The 19,852-nt window shown below is 45.4% G+C and carries 13 protein-coding genes and 1 pseudogene; 4 read left to right on the forward strand and 10 right to left on the reverse strand.

Annotation, left to right across the window (positions count from 1 at the left end; translation table 11 throughout):
- Positions 1-19 precede the first annotated feature (19 nt).
- The 6 genes from pglZ to FTU16_RS14070 are packed head-to-tail and all read right to left on the reverse strand — an operon-like array spanning position 20 to position 12,084.
- Positions 20-2,644, reverse strand: a complete 2,625-nt coding sequence (pglZ, locus tag FTU16_RS14045) for a BREX-1 system phosphatase PglZ type A (protein ID WP_180004191.1) — start codon at positions 2,642-2,644, stop codon at positions 20-22.
- 43 nt (positions 2,645-2,687) lie between these two features.
- Entirely contained in the window at positions 2,688-6,236 is a 3,549-nt protein-coding gene (gene pglX, locus FTU16_RS14050) for a BREX-1 system adenine-specific DNA-methyltransferase PglX (RefSeq protein WP_180004193.1), read from the reverse strand.
- Between the two features lie 46 nt (positions 6,237-6,282).
- Positions 6,283-9,963, reverse strand: coding sequence for a BREX system P-loop protein BrxC (brxC, locus tag FTU16_RS14055; protein WP_180004195.1), 3,681 nt, complete (start codon positions 9,961-9,963; stop codon positions 6,283-6,285).
- A gap of 40 nt (positions 9,964-10,003) precedes the next feature.
- On the reverse strand, positions 10,004-10,579 hold the full coding sequence (locus FTU16_RS14060) for a DUF1788 domain-containing protein (protein ID WP_086355031.1): 576 nt from the start codon (positions 10,577-10,579) through the stop codon (positions 10,004-10,006).
- Between the two features lie 16 nt (positions 10,580-10,595).
- Positions 10,596-11,207, reverse strand: coding sequence for a DUF1819 family protein (locus tag FTU16_RS14065; protein ID WP_121523422.1), 612 nt, complete (start codon positions 11,205-11,207; stop codon positions 10,596-10,598).
- A 10-nt stretch (positions 11,208-11,217) separates the two neighbouring features.
- The gene (locus tag FTU16_RS14070) at positions 11,218-12,084 is read right to left on the reverse strand and encodes a WYL domain-containing protein (RefSeq protein WP_180004198.1); all 867 of its coding nucleotides are present in this window, start codon (positions 12,082-12,084) and stop codon (positions 11,218-11,220) included.
- A 208-nt stretch (positions 12,085-12,292) separates the two neighbouring features.
- Here FTU16_RS14070 and FTU16_RS14075 point away from each other — a divergent pair, with 208 nt between their 5' ends.
- The gene (locus FTU16_RS14075; protein ID WP_005403805.1) at positions 12,293-12,622 is read left to right on the forward strand and encodes a DUF4236 domain-containing protein; all 330 of its coding nucleotides are present in this window, start codon (positions 12,293-12,295) and stop codon (positions 12,620-12,622) included.
- 273 nt (positions 12,623-12,895) lie between these two features.
- Here the strand turns inward: FTU16_RS14075 and FTU16_RS14080 are convergent, their stop codons facing one another.
- Complete coding sequence (locus tag FTU16_RS14080) at positions 12,896-14,128, reverse strand: ATP-binding protein (RefSeq protein WP_160255372.1); 1,233 nt, start codon at positions 14,126-14,128, stop codon at positions 12,896-12,898.
- 550 nt (positions 14,129-14,678) lie between these two features.
- Positions 14,679-14,990, reverse strand: a pseudogene (locus tag FTU16_RS14085) (HNH endonuclease signature motif containing protein); the annotation flags it as partial.
- 282 nt (positions 14,991-15,272) lie between these two features.
- Here FTU16_RS14085 and sul2 point away from each other — a divergent pair.
- The 3 genes from sul2 to FTU16_RS14100 all read left to right on the forward strand — a co-directional run bounded on the left by sul2 (position 15,273) and on the right by FTU16_RS14100 (position 16,949).
- On the forward strand, positions 15,273-16,088 hold the full coding sequence (gene sul2 / locus FTU16_RS14090; protein ID WP_001043260.1) for a sulfonamide-resistant dihydropteroate synthase Sul2: 816 nt from the start codon (positions 15,273-15,275) through the stop codon (positions 16,086-16,088).
- 86 nt (positions 16,089-16,174) lie between these two features.
- Positions 16,175-16,423, forward strand: coding sequence for a phosphoglucosamine mutase (locus FTU16_RS14095; RefSeq protein ID WP_071830581.1), 249 nt, complete (start codon positions 16,175-16,177; stop codon positions 16,421-16,423).
- 61 nt (positions 16,424-16,484) lie between these two features.
- Positions 16,485-16,949: an ATP-binding protein gene (locus FTU16_RS14100; protein ID WP_071830580.1), complete on the forward strand. Its 465-nt coding sequence runs from the start codon at positions 16,485-16,487 to the stop codon at positions 16,947-16,949.
- Positions 16,950-17,022: 73 nt separating this feature from the next.
- Here FTU16_RS14100 and mph read toward each other — a convergent pair whose 3' ends face one another.
- Both mph and FTU16_RS14115 read right to left on the reverse strand, forming a co-directional pair.
- Entirely contained in the window at positions 17,023-17,910 is an 888-nt protein-coding gene (gene mph, locus FTU16_RS14105) for an Mph(E)/Mph(G) family macrolide 2'-phosphotransferase (protein ID WP_071830579.1), read from the reverse strand.
- 673 nt (positions 17,911-18,583) lie between these two features.
- The coding region (locus tag FTU16_RS14115; RefSeq protein WP_179989166.1) for an IS91-like element ISVsa3 family transposase at positions 18,584-19,852 on the reverse strand (1,269 nt) is incomplete at its 5' end.

The raw sequence follows: 19,852 nt of genomic DNA on the forward strand, positions 1-19,852 counted from the left end.
CTCTATCGTTAATTCGTTATTAGAAGAAGTCATCGGTAAATGCCAAATCAATGGTGACCTTATAGCGTTGCATCTCGATATTCAGGTCTTTGTCTTTCAGTACCAGGAAGTAATCTTTCTTACGGTCAAAATCAGTGCCAGACAATGACAGTCTGACCTGTTTGACCCGATCGGCAACAGAGTCGGTAGTGCTATCAAAAGTCAAAGTTTCTTCACTGGAAACTTTAAGATCCCCATCATAAATGGCAATGGATAAAGTCACTGGCATGACCAGCTCACTGACAGCTTCGGTTTGCATCAAATCAAACTTCTGGATGTTATTGACCATCTTCAGCGTGGATTTGGTAGAAATGACCTCAACTTTACGCTTGGTCCGCTGTCCAGCCTTTTCACCACGTAGCTGTTTTACCATCAGTACCGGTACCACAATTTCCTGAGGCATGATGCCGCCATGCACGAAACGTGAGCCTCCTACGAAATGGAAACGGTTCGCCCCTTTTGGAATCCAGAAATCAGTCGCAGATAATGTGCCTGCCGTAGCTTGGGTTGAGCCTTTCCAGGCTTCCTTGCTCTCTGGTAAACCATGCCCAATCACATAGCGTTTTTTGCTCTTCAATGTATTGGCAGGTTTTTCAGTCAAGCTTGAACGATCCGCAGATTCCAGTTTACTTTGCTGGAACAGGAAGCCATGGTCGGCTGTAATCAACAGGGTAGAAATATTGAAGTGCATTAAGATTTTGCGGCTGAGTTCGGTCAGCTCTTCAATAGCATGTTCTACCGCCATAAAGGTTTCTGATTCTGTCGAGGCACTGTCACCGCGTGCATCAATCACGTTGTGATAAACGTAAATCAGCTCATGATCTTTCAGCGCTTCACGGCCTTCATCACGCGACCAGCCTTTTACCATTTCAGCGGTTACTGCCAATCCATTATAGGCAGCCAGAATTTTGGATCGTGCTGCAGTCCCTTTGCTGGACTGCCCATCTACTAAAACATCATCACCTGCGGCCTCTTTGTACTCCAAAGTCTGATGCGGCAACAACGAGGCCATGCCAAGTGTGGTGTAACTTGGGACAACGCCCAGCTGTGAAGACAAGGTCGCTTCAGAATAACGCTTTTCATTGATACGATCACGCAGCTCTACCGCAGCTTCATAACGGAAAGCATCACTGATAATCACCACAATACGGCGTTTCGTTGCGGAACTGAGTAAGGGTCTAACGTGAGTATCGTAGAAGTTCTGCTGATTTGGGATATCTGCCATTTTCCAGACATTCAAGCGTTGCTCAGCTTCAATCCGCTCGCCCCAGTTGCGTGCCAAGTGGTCAATAAACCAGTAGGAATAGCAATTTTCCACTTCTTCATCGAGTTTTTTCAGGATATCGACATGAGCGCGTTGAGAAGCAGCACTGTAGTGGCGATAGGCCATATCAAAGCGATACAACTCCTGCTCGTAGGCTTTATACAAAGCTTCACTGGAGTCGAAATAGAAACCGGCATCAAACTGCTGTCGCAGGCTAAACAGCTCAATGGCTGCCTGCAACGCTGTATAGACAGTACGATATTTACGGCGTGTTGCATCATCCTTATGTTTGGAAGCCCAATAACCATCCAGACGGGTAGAAATAATCGTTCTGAAATGTTCCAGTTCAGCTTTGGTTGCTGCAGGGATATGACTGGCCAAATCAACAATGATCTTTTGTTCAATCACTTCAAAGGTCATGACATCCAGCAGCTGCCCCAGATCAAAGGCCCCGACCCTCTCCTGGATCCGCAGTGCATTCGCCACGGTCTGGGAAAGCGTATCGAAGGTTGGGTAGTATTTAGAACTGTCTCTCCAGCGCGACAAAAAGGCTCTAGCCGTCGCACGGGAGCTGACGGATGACATCACCAGTTCTTGAGCCCATAGCGGTATATCGCCCAGGCTTTCACAGAAACCTGTAGTCATCAAACGGATAAAGAACGTACCGAGCTTGAATGGTGCTTCCCCATTCAATTCTTCAACCGATGCTGGATAACCAATTTCCGCCTGTAATGCGGTGACCAAAGCTGGCACCAGTTGGAATTTTTCCAGTTCAGCAAAGGAGTCTGGATTGACTTCCAGAGCCAGGTTCTGCTGTACCATTTCATCTGCCAGTGCCAGAACGATATGCATGAGTTCGGCACTGTCGGCCTTGACCACAGCTGCAATCATGGCCATATCCAGATTCTGTTCATCTGCATCAGGCTGGGTATAACGTTTTAATGCGCTCAGACGGGCTTTGGCTTTGAGGAACTCTTCACGTTTGGCCAGATGTTCTCTTAAACTTTGTTGCTGTAGCCCAAGCTCATTGAAAATAATCGAGAAACGATCGGCATAGAAGATGCGTGAATAGAGCTTGATGTCCAGTAACCAGTCTTTTTCAGTTTCAGGCTCAGGACTTGGAAAATACAGCAAGTATTTGCCCTGCTGATCCTCAAGTTCCAGTTTAAGCTTAATCGCAAGGCTGGATTCTTCTGCCATATTCAGAATATGAACATCATTCAGTTTTAACGCCTTTACTTCTTCGCTAAAGGACTGTTCCGCATCGTACCAGAAGACAATCCGGTGCTGTTCAATATAAAAGGCTTGTTCCAGACCTTGTTGTAGTTGACTTAAATTCATGCAACGACCTCATCAAGGTCTAGTACCGGAGAAAAAGCATTCATCATTTCTCCCCCGTAATCGCTTTGACTTCAGCCAACAAGTCCCCAAACTTGCCATAATTGACTTTCACCCCATCATCCAGATCTAACGTAATACGCTGATCGGCATAATGACGCAGCTTTTCTTCAAAAGTACTGAGTTCAGCCTGTTGCTTATGCAAGTCTTGCAGTTTTTTCTCGATGCGTTTGATTTCAGCCGCAGAGTCACTGCTTTCTTTTGCTGTTTCCAGAGAATTAGCATAGGCGGACATTTTGGAAATCAGTGGCATAACATATTCGGTACGCATACGCGCCAAGGTGCTTTCGTTATAACGATGCAAATACACCAACGCCTGGAAAGCCCCCTGTTTACCACTGCTGAATAGCCAGTAGATCGGGCGCTTTTTATAGGTCTGCATGTGATCTTTATAGAACTTGCTGGCGAGGTAACGGCGAATGGTGTCTTCAGCCGTTTCACTGGCTTTTTTATCTAAGCTTTCTGCGAGCCACTGCATATTGGCATCCAGTGTCTCTTTCCCCCAAACGGCAGTTAAGAACTCTCGAATACGGTGCGTTGCATCATCTTCAAACCAGTGCATTTCGGTCAATGGAATAATACCGTCAGCATCTGCCGGGAATGTTTGATAACGGCTAGCATCAAAGTCTTGATTACCTGCATGGGCATAGATCAGACCTGGTTCATCCAGACTATAACGCCCCATCATGCAGCCAAGTGCATAAGAGACTAAACGCTGGCTGTCTTTTTCACGGTCGGCACGAGTTAAAGTGATCTGTTCATCTGGTACGTCTGGTGTAAGTTCATCCTGTAAACCATAAGCATCAATAAACAGCTTATTGTTTTCTTCTTCCAAGCGTTTCATTTCAGCCACGGCGTCAGTATTTTGCTGTTGCCATGTGTTAAACGCTAGTTCTAAGTTTGGCTGTTGGCTACGAATAATGGGGTTTTGGGTAAAGTCCCATGAGGTTTCGTAGGAGTCCCAATCATATTTAGATAATTGAACACAAACCTTAATATTTTCTTCATTAGCTGCTTGTACATCAAATGGAAGTTTATTTATTTCGCCAACTCCAAAATGTAAGGTAGGATTCATAAGATTCATATAGTAGAAAACAACTTTTGAATTTAATAAACCTAATGTTGTTATTAAATTATTTGAAAAAACCATAGAACCTGTATTTTCAAATATAAAGCCTTCATCTACTAATCTTGCACAAAAAAAAGAACTCGAAATATCTGTCCAGGTTACGCCAGCTTTAAAATAATATGATGGATTTCGAATGGTAGAATTACGCTGCTGTTTAATTGCAAATCCATTTTTTTCCCAATTAATAATATGATTTCTGTTTCCATACCATTTTCTTGCAGTACCACCATCATTATGTGGGAACCATTTATTTAAATTAATTTGATTATTTTTGGCTACAAAATTGATCTTAGTATGATTGACTTCATACCACTCTCTTACAAACCTAGGTTTATCTCCGCTTGTTAGTCCACTTTTAGCATTAGCTATATCCGCTAATGCTGGCATTTTCTCAAAATTATCACGTATAGAATTACCTACCCAATATGCTATAGGACTACATGGTATTTTTTGGAAATCTTCTTGAATGGTTGTATCAAAGCGATTTAAATTATTTTTTAATAGGTATTGTTTTTCCTCATGATTTTTATCTACTAATCTGAAGAAAGCCGGCTTTACACCCCCTATATGTTTTTTTTGACCTACGAATGCTACAGTCTGTACAACTTCGCCTGATATCTCTGGAAAAGCTCGGGCTCCCAAATGAGCCATAGTCCAAATTGAATGATTTAGAAGTAATTTTTCCCGCATGTTTTGATATGATGTTAAAAACATCCATCCCTGCATTGTTACCATACTACTAGCACCAGATTCTTTACAAAAATCGAAACCACGTTCTATAAACATGGCAAAGAGGTCTGATTTACTATCAGGATAGTAATCTTTAGCGAATTCTTTTAAGTTTGTAATTGTATTCGCACCCATATACGGCGGGTTAGCGATTACAGCATCATATTTTTTCGCTAAAAGTTTTGCTTGTATAACCAAAGGCAATAATTTTTTAGCAGCGGCTTTCTGTAAGGTATCGCCCTCAATAACCAAGCCTTCTAAGGTATTTTGCAAATCGATAAAATCTTGTTCTGGGCTATCCATACAAATTAAAGAACCAAAAGTTGAGGCTTCTTTAAACTTAGCTAAAACTTCCTGAATCAGCTTAAAACGTTCGTCATTTTCAGGACTGCTTAAATCCTTTTGATCATTGCCAAACAGATCGACATGACTGCCTTTTTGCCATGCTTGGTTTAAGTTGAGATCTTTCCAGATTTGATCTGCATCTAAATCCTGACTGTCTTGTAGCGCAATAATATTCAGCTTCGGTGGATTGCTAAATAAACGGCGGTCATCCTCACGCGCTTTCATCAATAGCGCAAAACTGGCTAACTGCGCGGCACGGGTATCAATATCAATCCCGTACAGGTTGTTTTCCAGAATCAAACGTGGAATATCACGACTGCGGTAACCACGTTCCAAATAAATCGCTTTTAAGCAATCGTAGGCTTCCACCAGAATATGCCCCGAACCACAGGCCGGATCCAGTACCGTAATGCTTTCAGGGTTTAAGCTATCGCCATCTTCACTGATCCGTACATCAATCAGCTGTTTTAACTGTGCATTGACTTCATCGCTTTGCTCAGCCGGCTGAATATAGTATTCCCACCCACTGGCAAGCATACTTTCTGGCTGTGCCATCATCCATAGACGACCAACACTGTTCTGTACCAGGTATTTCACAATCCAGTTTGGGGTGAATAATTGTGTCGCGGCAGGGATATCTTCACTTTTGACAACTTTACCAATCACCTGGTCTTTCTTTTCAGAAATATAGAACTGATACAGCCAGCCAATAATCTGCACATCCGACCAGTCTTCTTCTGGAATACTGCTGACCAGATCACGGATCAACGAATCGGTTTTGGTCAGGTTATCCGGTAATAACAGTTCTGACTCATCAGACACCTGTTCGAACAGGAGTGGCATCACCTGATTCAACGCATGACACTGCGCCAGTAACAATTCACGATAGAGTTCTTCGTCTTTATTGCCATCCAGCTTGAGTTCAGCCACACGGCTGGCATCTAAACCCGGTAGCTCAATGTCCAGACATTCTTCCAGAATCTGCGGCAAGCCTGCACTACCATCGGCACTGCTCAGCACACGGCGACCATGATCCAGTAAGCCTTTGCATTCCATGTAGCGAATGGCACAGAGACGGTTAAACCAGCTATAAGCGATATAATCAATCGTCTGCTCAAAACTGCTGGTTTGAATGCGCTTGATCAGCTTCTCACGTGGTTTCATGACTGATAGCGGAAAAACCTGATCGCCAATCAGCAGCAAGTCCCCTTTCTGTTCTGCCGGTAAAATGCGGTCTGCGGTGATGCCATATTTAGCGGCTTGCTTGCGCATCGCTGCGATAAAATCATTTCGTGCTTGCGGTGCGTATTTTTTAATATTACTGGTATTCATCTTTAAACCTTTAATTAATGACTGATGCCGATATCCCTAACCCGAGTTAGCGGATACGCACACGCTTTTTATCACTCACGATTTTTTTCAGTTCAGCTTTGAGTGCGTCTACAAACTGATCCACTGATTCTTCTGTTTCCAGATAGACACTACTTGAGCTTTTGCTGTAAATGCTGGCGACATCAACTTCGACAACAGGTTTCGGTGGCACTACGGCTGTCACAGACTGTACCGGACTCGCAGCAGGTGTTGATGTAACTGGGCTGGCTGTAGTTGCTGAACTCGCCACACTCTCGGCTTTGCTCTGAGCCAGTTGTGCCGCTTTGGCCTGACGCTGGATTTCCGCCTGAACTTCGCTTTCCAACTCATACAAGGCTTCATCAAAACGCTCGACGCTGGTTTGAGTTTGCAACATATAGATGGTGGACAGGCTAGTTTCCACTTCAATATCCGTTTTCAGCAGTTGTAGTGGGCGTAATAGCTTGTTACTCAGCTCAGCGGTGGCAATACCACTGTTTTTAATCTCGGCTTCTAACTGTTTGATCTTGTCATCAATGTGTTCTATCGCCTGATTGCGCTTCTCAGTCAACAATTGCTCATTGACGCTTTCCACTGTACGAACCAAATCAGCCACTTTATTTAACAGACCATAGGGCGATTCAAGGGTGGAAATGCGATGTAATTCAGAGAGGGCTTTTTTTGCCACCTCATCACTGCCCAGCGCCTGTTTGTTTTTCTCAAAATGACGTAAGGCCTGTTGCAGTTGTTGCCAGCTTGGCATCTGGTTGCTGAAGAATTCATGAATATCACGATAATCTTCTTCCAGATCCAGATAGTCGTCCTTGTTCTCGACCACGGCCTTAAAGAAATCGAAGCTGTCGCTATTCGCCAGCAGACGTTCCAAAGTCAGAATAGACTTTTCAATCACTTTCTTACCCGGGAACTGCCCAACATCAGTTTTACTCTTATACGACTTAAAGTTGGCTAACCAAGTCTTAAGATGCTGCAAATAGAATTCAAATAGCTCTTTCTCAGTCGCTGGTCCCATCGCCGAGAACAGTTCTTGGGTGAGTTGGCGTGCCTGTTTCAATACCTGATCATCAGTCTGGCGTTTTTTAATGATCGACACATCACGGCGACGGCGGCTGTTTTGTAAAGGCTCAAAGGCATCTTTTAACTGTAAGCTGCCGCCATTTAACTGTAGTGAAATCCGCCCCATCGCAGCCAGCTGACCCACCAACAGTAAAATCTCGGCATCTGGCCAGCCATAAGGACGTTTGGCAAAACGATCCACCACATCTGACACCAGAATACGCTCTGTACCGGTGGCCCGTAGTGCAATGTACTGCTCCACTTCCTGTAGGGCTTTGGGATTGCTCTGACCGCCATCCAGAGACAATCCGAGCTGCGCCATATCATCCACAGTCAAGACGGCGTTCAGTTCACGCCAGGCATCCTGCTGATAGACCTGCAGATAGCTCAGTTTGGTATAAGTGTTTTCCAGCAAATAACGACAAGCCTCATCCAGCTTGGTGGTTGGACTTGAAGATGAAAGTTGTAGATGTTGACCCAAGGCATAACTTTCCGCGTCCAGCAACATTTCTTCGACCCGGACACGCAGGCGTTTTTTACGCTCCTGGTTCTCACGGCCACGGTCTGCCAGGATACGGGTGATATCGGACTGAGTGCCATCATCATTTAACCGAATAAATTTATTGGTTTTCAGCCAGGTGCGCAGTTCATTAAAGAACTGTTTATCGTCTGCCAGTTTAAACAGGACTTGTCCTTCGGCCTGAGTACTTTTACCAATACAGTAAGCTTCAGTATAGAGGTTGTATTCCGTATCCAGCGGAGAAATGATTTCAACTTTCAAATCGCTCTCATACTTGCCATCCAGGCTATGACCATCCAGAAAACGACCAATCTGATAGTCCATCTTGTTGGCTTGATGGCGGTATTTGTTCTGATCGCGCAGTAAATCTTTAAAGATCAGGTTGGCTAACTCTTTATTTTCTTCTGAAGCCGCTAAGTCTGTGGCTTTAATTTTTCGGGTAATATCCCGCTCTTCATTGGTTAGGAACAGGAACTCATCACCATTCCTAGTAATCAGGCTCTCTTTTTCCAGACGCTGCAGGCTCTCTTCAATCCGCTTGCGCAATGCCAGCTTATCTTCATCAATTTTCTCAATCGACAAAGTCACCAGGTTATCCAGCGTACCTTTGATGATATCGACATAGCGGATCATGAACAGGGTACGCAGCATCTGCACATCAAAACCATCCAGGGTCTTATTCTGCCCTGCCTGGTCGATGGTACGCTTCACTGCTGTATCCAGAAATCCTTCCACTGAAGTATAGAAGCGGTGGAAAGGAACCAGGGCACCGACTTCATCTGTAGCAATCGCATTCGCGGCCATCTGGAACGCATCCAACATGGACCGTTCACCATAGGCCAGGTGTGCACCGGTCGCACCGACCTTACGGATTTCTTCAAATACTTTTTGTACCAGCTGAAAATGGTACGGCGCAAAAGGATAGTTATGGATAAAGCTGTCTGGCCCCTCATAGTTCTTTAGGGTTGGGCCTGAACGGTCAAAGGTAATCTGATTTTTTAAGATATCGCCCTTTTGCTCAAACACTGATCTGAGCAATGCTTCTGCTTCTGGGGTTTTACGTAATAAACGTTTCTGGATGACTTCATCGGTATTGGAACTGGACAGTGATAACCGGGTTTTAAAACGACCAGCAATCTTGGAGAAGTCATTGGCTTTGGAAGAAGACATCTCACCTAAAACAGCATCGATGTCTGCCTGTGAGGTGACGATAATCCAAGCGCGGCCTTTACAGATCGTACCCAGGTTTTCAGTAATGGTTTGCAATGTCAGCATCAAGCGGGTATCGCTGCCAATAAACTGCCCCACTTCATCGACCAAGAACAACATGCGTTGCTGGGGTCCTTTGCTGTCCAGGTATTCTTTCACCCACTGACAGAAGTTTTCAACCGAAACACTAAAGGTCTGCTCAGAATCCTCAAACCACTTGTGTGCAGCTTCTGCTGATAGATTCAGTGCCTGAGAAATCGCAGTTTCGACATCATCCTGATAGAACTGATATCCGTCACGTTCTTCTAGCCAAGACATGCCGCTGGATTCCTCAAACGCCTGTTTAAAGCGTTCATACACCCCTTTCTGGCTCAGGTGACGTTCCATATGGGCAATATGTGGATGGTCAGCACTAAAACCCTGATACTCGTTAAACACACGTAAAAACACATTCAGGATCGGATTGCCATCGTCATTGGAACTGGCTTTACTGTCAATGTTAAACAGGATGACATCGGCATGATGGCTAACGGCCTTGCCAATATCGGCACGGATAAATGCATCGCGGATTTTAGTTTCATCAAAGAATTCTGCGGCGCTACGCTCGTTACCTTGCGCATCACGTACCACTTTATTGGCCAGAATATACGACAAGGTTTTCAGGAAATGTGATTTACCTGAACCAAAGAAGCCTGAAATCCATACGCCGACACGGTTGGCAATCGAAGGATCGCTCAGGTCTGTGCCATAAGACTGGAAAAAGTCCCGAAAATGCTTTTCCAGTTCATTGGTGACCACATACTCATCGAGTTCCTGATAAACCGTAGTATTGTCATTCTGGTCTGCTTTTACGACCCCGTTAATCGCACGATCTAATGGCTTATAAAAAAGTTCTTTAATGTTCATCTCAATCCATTCCCCCGAATTCTTATTTCTATTTGCCGTGTTAAGGCACTAATCTGAATGCTCTGTAGTAATTATTGCTTGGAATTTTTCCAAATAAACTCATCGCTTGACCGTCGTAATAACCTGGGTAAAACAGCACCACTGGCTTATGCCCCAGTAACGAATGCAAACTGTTCAATAAGTGATGGGCACGTAACAGTGGCCAAACCGACCCTACCCCAGTCATCAACACAATATCTTGTGCATTGGTGGCATATTTACTCACCAGATAGGGCGCGAACTTATCCATATGCAGTGGGCCTTTCAGCGCTTTGAGCAGCGCCTCATCGCCTTTGGCTTTTTGCATTTGAATGGCTTTATCGATGAAGTTACGCTCAGACAGATAATCCACCACGGCTTGCAGCAGGTTGATATTCACCACCTTCAGCTGACTGTGTTTTTTCTCCAGCATCCCGTCTAGAAAATGCAGATATTCGCGCACCTTCAACTCATCTTCAGGTGCATAATCAAAAATCCAGAAGCCAATTTCATTGCCCAATCCTTGTCCAGTGAGAAACTCGGTTGAAAGTATTCGCTCTGGAATCTGGTTCAGACGCTCATGTATTGTTTGACTCATTGCTGCCCCTCTACAACTAACGCGTCCATACCGACACTTCCATAGATCTTTTAATGCGTTGTTTATAATGTTCTTCCAACAGGCTACGCAGCTCTGCTCTGACGATCACGCGCTGCAACTCCAGCTTACGGGTACTTTTTAAATAACCGGCTTCTGCCAGCATGCGAAACACCACCTGCCCCATTTTTTTCTTGCTGGACTCTTTCCAATCACAGATATCCGGATCACGTTGTGAGCGTTCATCCAAAAAATCTGACCAGATATAACTGTCCAAGTATTGCGCCTGGGAGATATAGGCATCCCTCATCACCGTTTCCATAAACTCAAGCAGCAACAGGTTGCGTTCCAGTGCCCCACAAAAAGCCACCTGAGTCGCCAGCTCATCATCCCCATCCCGCAAAGCTTTCCAGAAATCAGGCTCTAAGCGCTCAAGACGCTTACGAATGGCAGTGGCGTTACGTTGGGCTGAAGCAGGCGTTCTTTTTTGCAGAATATTGTCAATCTGAATGGCCTGATGCCATTGTTCTGGAGTCGCTTCTCGTAATAACAGATCCGCGATCAGCCGGCTTTCACGCACCATCAGGGAACCGCCAATCAGGTCACTGTCATAATGAAATTGTTCTAACATAGCCAATCTCCTATGACGCCTGATCAAACAGGTAAGACGACAGCTTTTCGATATCTGAGCGTTGTAGTACCAAGGGATATTTCAAGGCATCATCCGCCTCAGCCAGCGTGATCGCGGCCTGATATCGCTGCAAAGTATAGTGAGCCAGGGCTTTTTTCACCGGAATCTGTAATCTGCCATCAGGCATGCCGAAGTCTTTTTCGACCAGCGCTTGTTGTGATGAGTTCAATTTTGGATTAGGGATCAGCGTCAGTACAATTTCTTCATGCCATTGCTGATCCTGAGCAGGGCCTACTGACTCAATCGCCATCACAACAGGTGTGCGATCAATTCTGGAGAGTAAAAAGTCCTTAAACTGCTTGCTCTGATGGCAATAGGCACGGACATGCCAGCGAAAACCGGTATACACCAGGGTGTGTGGGGAAATGATGCGTTCATGCCACTGCGGATTCTGCATCGAGGCATAAATCATTTTTAAAGTACTTTGGTTGCGGCAGGCACGCAAAACTTCCCGAATCACTTCAGGACGTACACTGCGATCAGGTAATTGAACTGCTGTAAGATTCGGTTCTGGCATCGCAATAAGGGCATGCGATTCACTGACCAAGCCCGAGAGCATATTGAGATATTCATTGATATGCGCTGTAGTCAGTACAGGCTGGAAGCTGGCCTTAGGCACATAACCCTTGACGGAGGGGTCATGAATCAAGGCATCGGGGTTATACAGCGTATTGTAACGCTTGATATCCGCAGAAGCCTGCTGTCGACTGAGCCCAAACCAGCTCATCAAACGATTGGTAACCAAACGACCTTCCCAGTAAGCAAGCAACTCGATGGCTCGCATTCGAAGAAGCACTTCATGCTTATCTGTCGTCATATACCAATCAGTCAATAAATAGCAGCTTTAAGATTACCCTACAGCAAATATACAGTAAATATTTTTGACGGTATTTAAAGGTAGTATTGCAATCATCAGATAAAAAATATACTAGTATCCTGATGATAGCCGTCAAAGTACGATCTCTAGCAGATCATGGATCCTGGTATAGCGCGTGAATTGAGCTAAGTTTTAGAATGAGAGAAATATGGGTTTTAGATTTCGTAAAAGTATTAAATTATTCCCGGGTTTTAAAATTAATCTGACCCATAAAGGCATCAGCAGTGCCAGCATTGGCAAACCTGGTGCTTCTCTAAATATTGGGAAAAAAGGTACGCGAACCAGTGTCGGCATTCCAGGTACGGGACTATCTTACTCTAAACACCAACCTTACTCTAAAAAGACCCGTGTTCCACAACCGACATCGCTAGAACACACGGAATATAATCCTCAGAATTTAGAACAACCGAAGGCAAAGATATGGCCTTGGATTATTTTTGGAATATTGTGTTTTATGGTGGGTGCCGTCATTTTTTAGCAAGAACCGCATTGTATTTTAATCAAAAAAAAAATGCCCAGATGGATGAATGGGCAAACTAAGGAATTAATATCCTTCAGAAACTCCAGCGCAATTCTCGCTACTTTCAGTAAGCGACTCTGGCTCAATCATGATAGTCTGACTCAATCGAGTCGAGGTAAATCGATCCATCACAATTGGAGCAGAAATTATGCTTGATCACACTCTTGGTTAATGCTGAAAAGTCTTTGAGTTTTAATTAATAAATAATAGTATCCATGTCTACCCTCAACTTTACTTATTTTCAGATAGCAACCAATCGAGAGCACTCATTTTTACAATACCATTATAATTCGCTTCAGTCCCTATCGTGTCTAATGTAAGCAAATACTTGGGATACGAATCAGAAATTTTCTGTAATGGACGTAACTCTCGGCTGAGTGTCTCCTCATTGAGCGTTTCTAATGCCACCTGATAATAAGTTAAATTCTGTAAAGTATCGACAGCAACAAAATCAATTTCATATTCATCAACCCGCCCTACATAGACCGTATAACCTCGTCTGACAAGCTCAAGATAAATCACATTTTCTAAGATATGACCTTGATCAGCATTAGCATCAGGCAACATAATCCGGCGCAATCCGACATCAACTAAATAGTATTTTTCAGAGGATTGTAATAACTCACGCCCGCGTACTTTAAATTGTGCGGCACTATAAAATAACAAACTGTCCTGTAAGCCCTGAATATAGCGTTTTACTGTTTCAAATGAAATTTTAACCCCACTTGAAACAAAGGTATTTTTAATTTTATTGATGGAAATAGCTGAGCCTGTCACGCTTGCCAAATATCTTGTGACACGCTCGAGAGAGTTAATATCGGCAGTATTCAAACGTGGAATAACATCTTTAAACATTACACTGGCATAGACCGCTTGCAAGTAATCATAAGTTTCCTGCTGGCTAGTCATGGCAAGCGTATAAGGGAAACTACTGCGCGTATACATGGCATACAAATCACGATTTGATAATTGTTGGATGATCGGATTATTTTCAATATGCCACTGTTTAAATTCTTGGAATGAAAGGGGTAAAACATGTTGCTCTATATAGCGTCCTGTAAGTAAAGTCGCAAGTTCTCCACTTAGAAAGAATGCATTTGAGCCTGTAATATATAAATCGATATAATCCCGAACATATAAAGAGTCGACTACTTTCTCAAAATTTGTAACATGTTGAATTTCATCTAAAAAAACATAGTTTTTTTTACTTTTATCAACTTTGGATAATACATAATCATGTAGTTTACGGTAATCGGTGAGTTCTTCAAATTCCATAAATTCGAAGTTGATGGCAATGATGTTTTCGGCTTGTACGCCCTGTGCTTTTAGGTCTTGTTGAAACATCGCCAATAAGGTGGATTTTCCAGAGCGACGTACACCCGAAAGCACTTTAATGACATCACGGTCTTGCCATGTATTCAGAAATTTTAAGTAGCCATCACGTCGAATATTAGCGCTTCTCATTATTTACACTTAGAATCTAAAGTTTTAATAAATTCTATCAAATTTTAGAATGTATATGTAAATATATTTAGTTTTAAGAAAAGTTTAAAGGTTAAGTGAAACATTCAAAGCTGCTGTAGAAGCATGTAAACATGCAGATCTGATCAAAATCCAAATTCTGTCTTTTTGATTATTTTCCATGTCATGTTATGTCATTTATGCTACGAGTTAACTGCTATATAAATTAAGTGAAAAGTAAATGGAACTAAGTTGTTAACTAGAGTGGAACTCATTTTTGTTGTGCTGATGGTCTCAGCCTTAATCCTAATTGCTTATGAAATGCTAAAAGGTTTATTTTAGAGCATCTATACAATTTTTGATCAAAAAAAGCCCACAGAGGGAATCTATGGGCGAAACTAAGGACCTTGACGGTCATTCAGAAACTACAGCTAGTTTCTGGTTGTGATTCTGGACTGAATTAAAAATAACCATATTGGCTGAATGTATCAAAAGTTAAATCATGTGATTAATCATTGATACTTCTGCAAAAATGAGCTCATCGCTCTGTTGATTAATACAGTAATTCACCAAACAAATCCGCTCTAATCTCTTCCAGGCTCAGATCTGATTTCATCCTATTACAGATGGGATGAACCAGCAGACCATTCTCTAGAACACCTTGCCCACCTACGGCTTTGGCAATCCGATGATCCGATTCAGTAGAATCAAGATAGATCAATCCATCACAAATGAGGCAAAAGTTATGATTACCCACCAGAAAATTGTGCTTAAGCAGACTCTTGGTTAATGCCGAAAAGGCCTTGGGCTTTGACCGAGAAATTGGACTAATCGACTCCACATATCCCACTCTATTGTAAACAAGACATTTTTATCTTTTATATTCAATGGCTTATTTTCCTGCTAATTGGTAATACCATGAAAAATACCATGCTCAGAAAAGGCTTAACAATATTTTGAAAAATTGCCTACTGAGCGCTGCCGCACAGCTCCATAGGCCGCTTTCCTGGCTTTGCTTCCAGATGTATGCTATTCTGCTCCTGCAGCTAATGGATCACCGCAAACAGGTTACTCGCCTGGGGATTCCCTTTCGACCCGAGCATCCGTATGAGACTCATGCTCGATTATTATTATTATAGAAGCCCCCATGAATAAATCGCTCATCATTTTCGGCATCGTCAACATAACCTCGGACAGTTTCTCCGATGGAGGCCGGTATCTGGCGCCAGACGCAGCCATTGCGCAGGCGCGTAAGCTGATGGCCGAGGGGGCAGATGTGATCGACCTCGGTCCGGCATCCAGCAATCCCGACGCCGCGCCTGTTTCGTCCGACACAGAAATCGCGCGTATCGCGCCGGTGCTGGACGCGCTCAAGGCAGATGGCATTCCCGTCTCGCTCGACAGTTATCAACCCGCGACGCAAGCCTATGCCTTGTCGCGTGGTGTGGCCTATCTCAATGATATTCGCGGTTTTCCAGACGCTGCGTTCTATCCGCAATTGGCGAAATCATCTGCCAAACTCGTCGTTATGCATTCGGTGCAAGACGGGCAGGCAGATCGGCGCGAGGCACCCGCTGGCGACATCATGGATCACATTGCGGCGTTCTTTGACGCGCGCATCGCGGCGCTGACGGGTGCCGGTATCAAACGCAACCGCCTTGTCCTTGATCCCGGCATGGGGTTTTTTCTGGGGGCTGCTCCCGAAACCTCGCTCTCGGTGCTGGCGCGGTTCGATGAATTGCGGCTGCGCTTCGATTTGCCGGTGCTTCTGTCTGTTTCGCGCAAATCCTTTCTGCGCGCGCTCACAGGCCGTGGTCCGGGGGATGTCGGGGCCGCGACACTCGCTGCAGAGCTTGCCGCCGCCGCAGGTGGAGCTGACTTCATCCGCACACACGAGCCGCGCCCCTTGCGCGACGGGCTGGCGGTATTGGCGGCGCTGAAAGAAACCGCAAGAATTCGTTAACTGCACATTCGGGATATTTCTCTATATTCGCGGTTCAGCAGGCATGTCCCCTTTGAGGGCGACCCGACGACAGGATAATCGACCTTATGGTGCGCAAATATTTCGGCACAGACGGTATTCGTGGCAAAGCCAACGAAGGCGCGATGACGGCGGAAACCGCCTTGCGCGTCGGCATGGCGGCTGGCCGTGTCTTTCGTCGCGGTGACCACCGCCATCGTGTCGTGATCGGCAAGGATACGCGCCTGTCGGGCTATATGCTTGAACCCGCGCTCACAGCCGGTTTCACCTCGATGGGCATGGACGTATTCCTTTTTGGCCCGCTGCCGACAACGTAATAGGAAGAATAAACGCCCTTTTCACCCAAGTCCAAATTAATTTGCCGATTCCATAATCAGGGTGTATTACAATTCCATAGAGTTTTTCAATCCAGGTGGTTTAGCTGATAACTTAACGATTGATCAGCTTCTTCGTGAAGATTACTCGCCATGGGCGCGCAATAAAAGGATATCTGCCACGTTCAAAGAAGCGCATTTTATTGAAAAATATGGGTCAGGCATCAAACGAATCCAAGAAGGCTTCGCATCCTATGGTCTGCGTCCCCCTGTCTTTGAAAATTTCCAGCACGGTTTTCGAGTTATTGTCTCATCAAAGCTACTTTTCGAATCTAATGAGGGAGTAAGTGAGGGAGTAAATCTACTATTTAATCAGATAAGAACTAATCCAGGAAAGCGTGCACCATTTTTAGTAAACGAGCTATTAGTTCCTGTCAAGATAGTAGAGCGGTGGCTCAAAATCTTAAGAGATGATCATAAAATCGAGTTTCGAGGAGCTCCTAAAAGTGGAGGATACTGGCTAAAATAGAAATCAATGATACTCTTAAGTGGCACCAATCGAACTCCTATTTTAGCATTTAAAAAAGTATCCTCACATCATTTTATTGAACAATACCTAAGGCTGCTCTGGCGGCATTGATATGATTATCGTCGTTGCACTCTACCGCAAAAGCGCCATATGCTAATGGAGCTGCAGCAGCCCTCTCTATAGATTGTTCGTAGAGCCTATCCCATATCGTTCCGCCTTGTTTAGCATACTCCGTTATCAAACTCTTCAGGCTATCCTCTCCAAAAACCGATACGTGACCAGAAAAGTCCAGTGCAGGATCACCCATATGCGCAGTAGACCAATCTATGATACCAGAGGTCTTACCTTCCTTCGAGGTTAAGACATGCCCTGCATAGAGATCGCCATGGATGAAACAAGTGAATTCAGGCCACAAAGGGTCATTGTCCAACCATCTACGGTATCTGTTTTCCAACGGCTCGCTGATACCTATCTCAGATTTCACCAAGTGGATACGGTCAGCTATTTCGGTCCTCAATTCACTTGGAGTCATTATTTTCAAGTTGCTCTTTCTCACATCGTCAGCTGTAATACGATGTAATTCGGCCAATGATTTTGCCAGAGACTCCACATAAGCTATGCTATCGCGATCTATGTTCCAAGAAACCTCATGTGTTATCGCATCGAATGTCAGAGCAGGCGCATCCTCCAGTAAAGGGTAGGCTATTAGGCGCTCCGATACAATTTTCCAATCAGGGACATTGATCGACAGGTTTCTTTTGGCTAAATCCAATATTCTACTTTCATTTTCGATTTGTTCAAGCATATCGCTTCTTCGAGGTATACGGAGTACCCAGTTCTCACCGTTTACTTCCTTTACAAAGGCAACTCTAAAGTCGATGCCCATCTCATTGACGCTCATCTCTTCCGAAATTCTCAGCCCATGCTCTAGGGCTAATGTTTGCATATCTTCGATTGTCATTTCTATACTGTTTTCTTTTATTAAATTGGTACCAGTTCCCCCGACAGGACATTCTGAATGTCATATACAGGTGTAACACTTTACCCATATTCTTTTCGTATGGATAACACTTCCCATCAGGGAACAAAAATCTGATACATGAATTAATTGTGAGACAGTAGACCTACTGTCGCATTGAAGCCATCTCGGCGACTATTTGATTAGGAAAACCAAGGCTTTGCCATCATAGCCTTATCATAGAAGTATAACATAGTTGTAAAGATAGAAAATTATTTTTTATTCATCCATGATGTTATTATTTTATAATAACATCATCTAAACATGTCCTGTCGCTCTTTTGTGCTGTGATATTTCATACCTATTAACTGCTTTCGTTTGAATTATACGACGTTCTACTCACAATAGGGCAAGGGTTACTCATTCCGTAGGATGCGGTTCACGTATAGGAAGAATAAACGCCCTTTTCACCCAAGTCCAACAGCTTTGGACCGCAGTTGACTCTTTCGACACCCCTGCGATGCAACCCAATCCGGCTGACGGGGAGCCAGCAACGCTGAAAATTTACCCTCCTCTTTCCCACTAGCGGCTCCTTTTCCGACAACCAGCACGGCGGATCCCTGCCGCGGCGCTGTGAACGCAGCATTTTGATTGGTATCGTTGGCCTTCAGGCTCGTCAGTCAAACAGACCCAGGAGCAGCTCAGCCGGTGGCGCCCGGCTTTCGGGTAACGCCCTGGTCCCGCTGGTTTCGGCTTTGTGCTTCAGGTGATCAAGGATCTGCTTGATCACTATAGGGTCTTCAATGCAGGCGATGACTTTCATGGCGCCGCCGCAGCCGCTGCAGGTCTCGATGTCGATATTGAAAACACGCTTGAGCCGTTGCGCCCATGTCATCGACGCTCGCCGTTGTGCTGGTGTTGCCGGTTCATCAGCCACCCTGACCTTGTTGCCCCTGCCCCGTTTTGCCGGCGTGACCAACGCCCGGTGCCGACTGTTGGGTGCGAACACCCCGTGGAAGCGGGTTAGGTTGACTCTGGGCTTCGGTACCAGGGCGGCCAGCCTTGCAATGAAATCCAATGGTTCGAAAATGACGTGCGTGGTGCCGTCCCGGTACGGCGTCTTGAGCTGGTAGCGCACGTTGCCGCCTCGTGTTAACGACAGCCGCTTCTCGGATACCGCCGGGCGGCTGATGTACCGGCACAGCCGTTCGAGCTTCTTGCGTTCATCGGCCCTGGCCGCCACGCCGGCGTGCAGGCTGGACCCGGCTACCTTGCCAATCCCGTCACCGAACGGATCACCACTGGTCGGCAGAGTTTGCAAAGTGAACACCTTTCGCCCCGCCTGTGAACCGACAGCGATACGGTAAGTGATCGAGTGCCCCAGCAGGGGTGTCATCGGGTCGTCATCCACCGCATCCGAGGCCAGATAGCTGTTTTCGACATCCCGTTCCAGCAGGCCTTGCCGTTCCAGATAGCGACCCACCCGGTGGGCGATGGTGTGCGTCAGCTGGGTGAGCTCTGGGCTGGTCGGCGCCTTGACCCAGCGGAAACGCGCTGAGCCGTGGGATTGCTCGACATACACACCGTCGAGAAACAGCATGTGGAAGTGAACATTCAGATTGAGCGCCGATCCAAAACGCTGGATCAGGGTGACCGCGCCCGTCTTGGCCACTTGGTGGGTATGGCCCGCTTTCTTGACCAGGTGCGTGGCAATGACGCGGTAAACGATGCCCAGCACCCACCCCATGATCTCGGGCCGGCTGGCAAACAGGAAACGCAGCTGAAACGGGAAGCTCAACACCCACTGACGCATGGGTTGTTCAGGCAGTACTTCATCAACCAGCAAGGCGGCACTTTCGGCCATCCGCCGCGCCCCACAGCTCGGGCAGAAACCGCGACGCTTACAGCTGAAAGCGACCAGGTGCTCGGCGTGGCAAGACTCGCA

Origin of the sequence: Acinetobacter sp. YH12069, from assembly GCF_013419675.1 — a bacterium.
Classification (GTDB): Bacteria; Pseudomonadota; Gammaproteobacteria; order Pseudomonadales; family Moraxellaceae; genus Acinetobacter; species Acinetobacter amyesii.

What these genes read in the sequence shown, in the direction of transcription:
- pglZ (WP_180004191.1), bottom strand. Translation starts at nt 2,644, where the DNA reads ATGAATTTAAGTCAACTACAACAAGGTCTGGAACAAGCCTTTTATATT.
- pglX (WP_180004193.1), bottom strand. Translation starts at nt 6,236, where the DNA reads ATGAATACCAGTAATATTAAAAAATACGCACCGCAAGCACGAAATGAT.
- brxC (WP_180004195.1), bottom strand. Translation starts at nt 9,963, where the DNA reads ATGAACATTAAAGAACTTTTTTATAAGCCATTAGATCGTGCGATTAAC.
- FTU16_RS14060 (WP_086355031.1), bottom strand. Translation starts at nt 10,579, where the DNA reads ATGAGTCAAACAATACATGAGCGTCTGAACCAGATTCCAGAGCGAATA.
- FTU16_RS14065 (WP_121523422.1), bottom strand. Translation starts at nt 11,207, where the DNA reads ATGTTAGAACAATTTCATTATGACAGTGACCTGATTGGCGGTTCCCTG.
- FTU16_RS14070 (WP_180004198.1), bottom strand. Translation starts at nt 12,084, where the DNA reads ATGACGACAGATAAGCATGAAGTGCTTCTTCGAATGCGAGCCATCGAG.
- FTU16_RS14075 (WP_005403805.1), top strand. Translation starts at nt 12,293, where the DNA reads ATGGGTTTTAGATTTCGTAAAAGTATTAAATTATTCCCGGGTTTTAAA.
- FTU16_RS14080 (WP_160255372.1), bottom strand. Translation starts at nt 14,128, where the DNA reads ATGAGAAGCGCTAATATTCGACGTGATGGCTACTTAAAATTTCTGAAT.
- sul2 (WP_001043260.1), top strand. Translation starts at nt 15,273, where the DNA reads ATGAATAAATCGCTCATCATTTTCGGCATCGTCAACATAACCTCGGAC.
- FTU16_RS14095 (WP_071830581.1), top strand. Translation starts at nt 16,175, where the DNA reads ATGGTGCGCAAATATTTCGGCACAGACGGTATTCGTGGCAAAGCCAAC.
- mph (WP_071830579.1), bottom strand. Translation starts at nt 17,910, where the DNA reads ATGACAATCGAAGATATGCAAACATTAGCCCTAGAGCATGGGCTGAGA.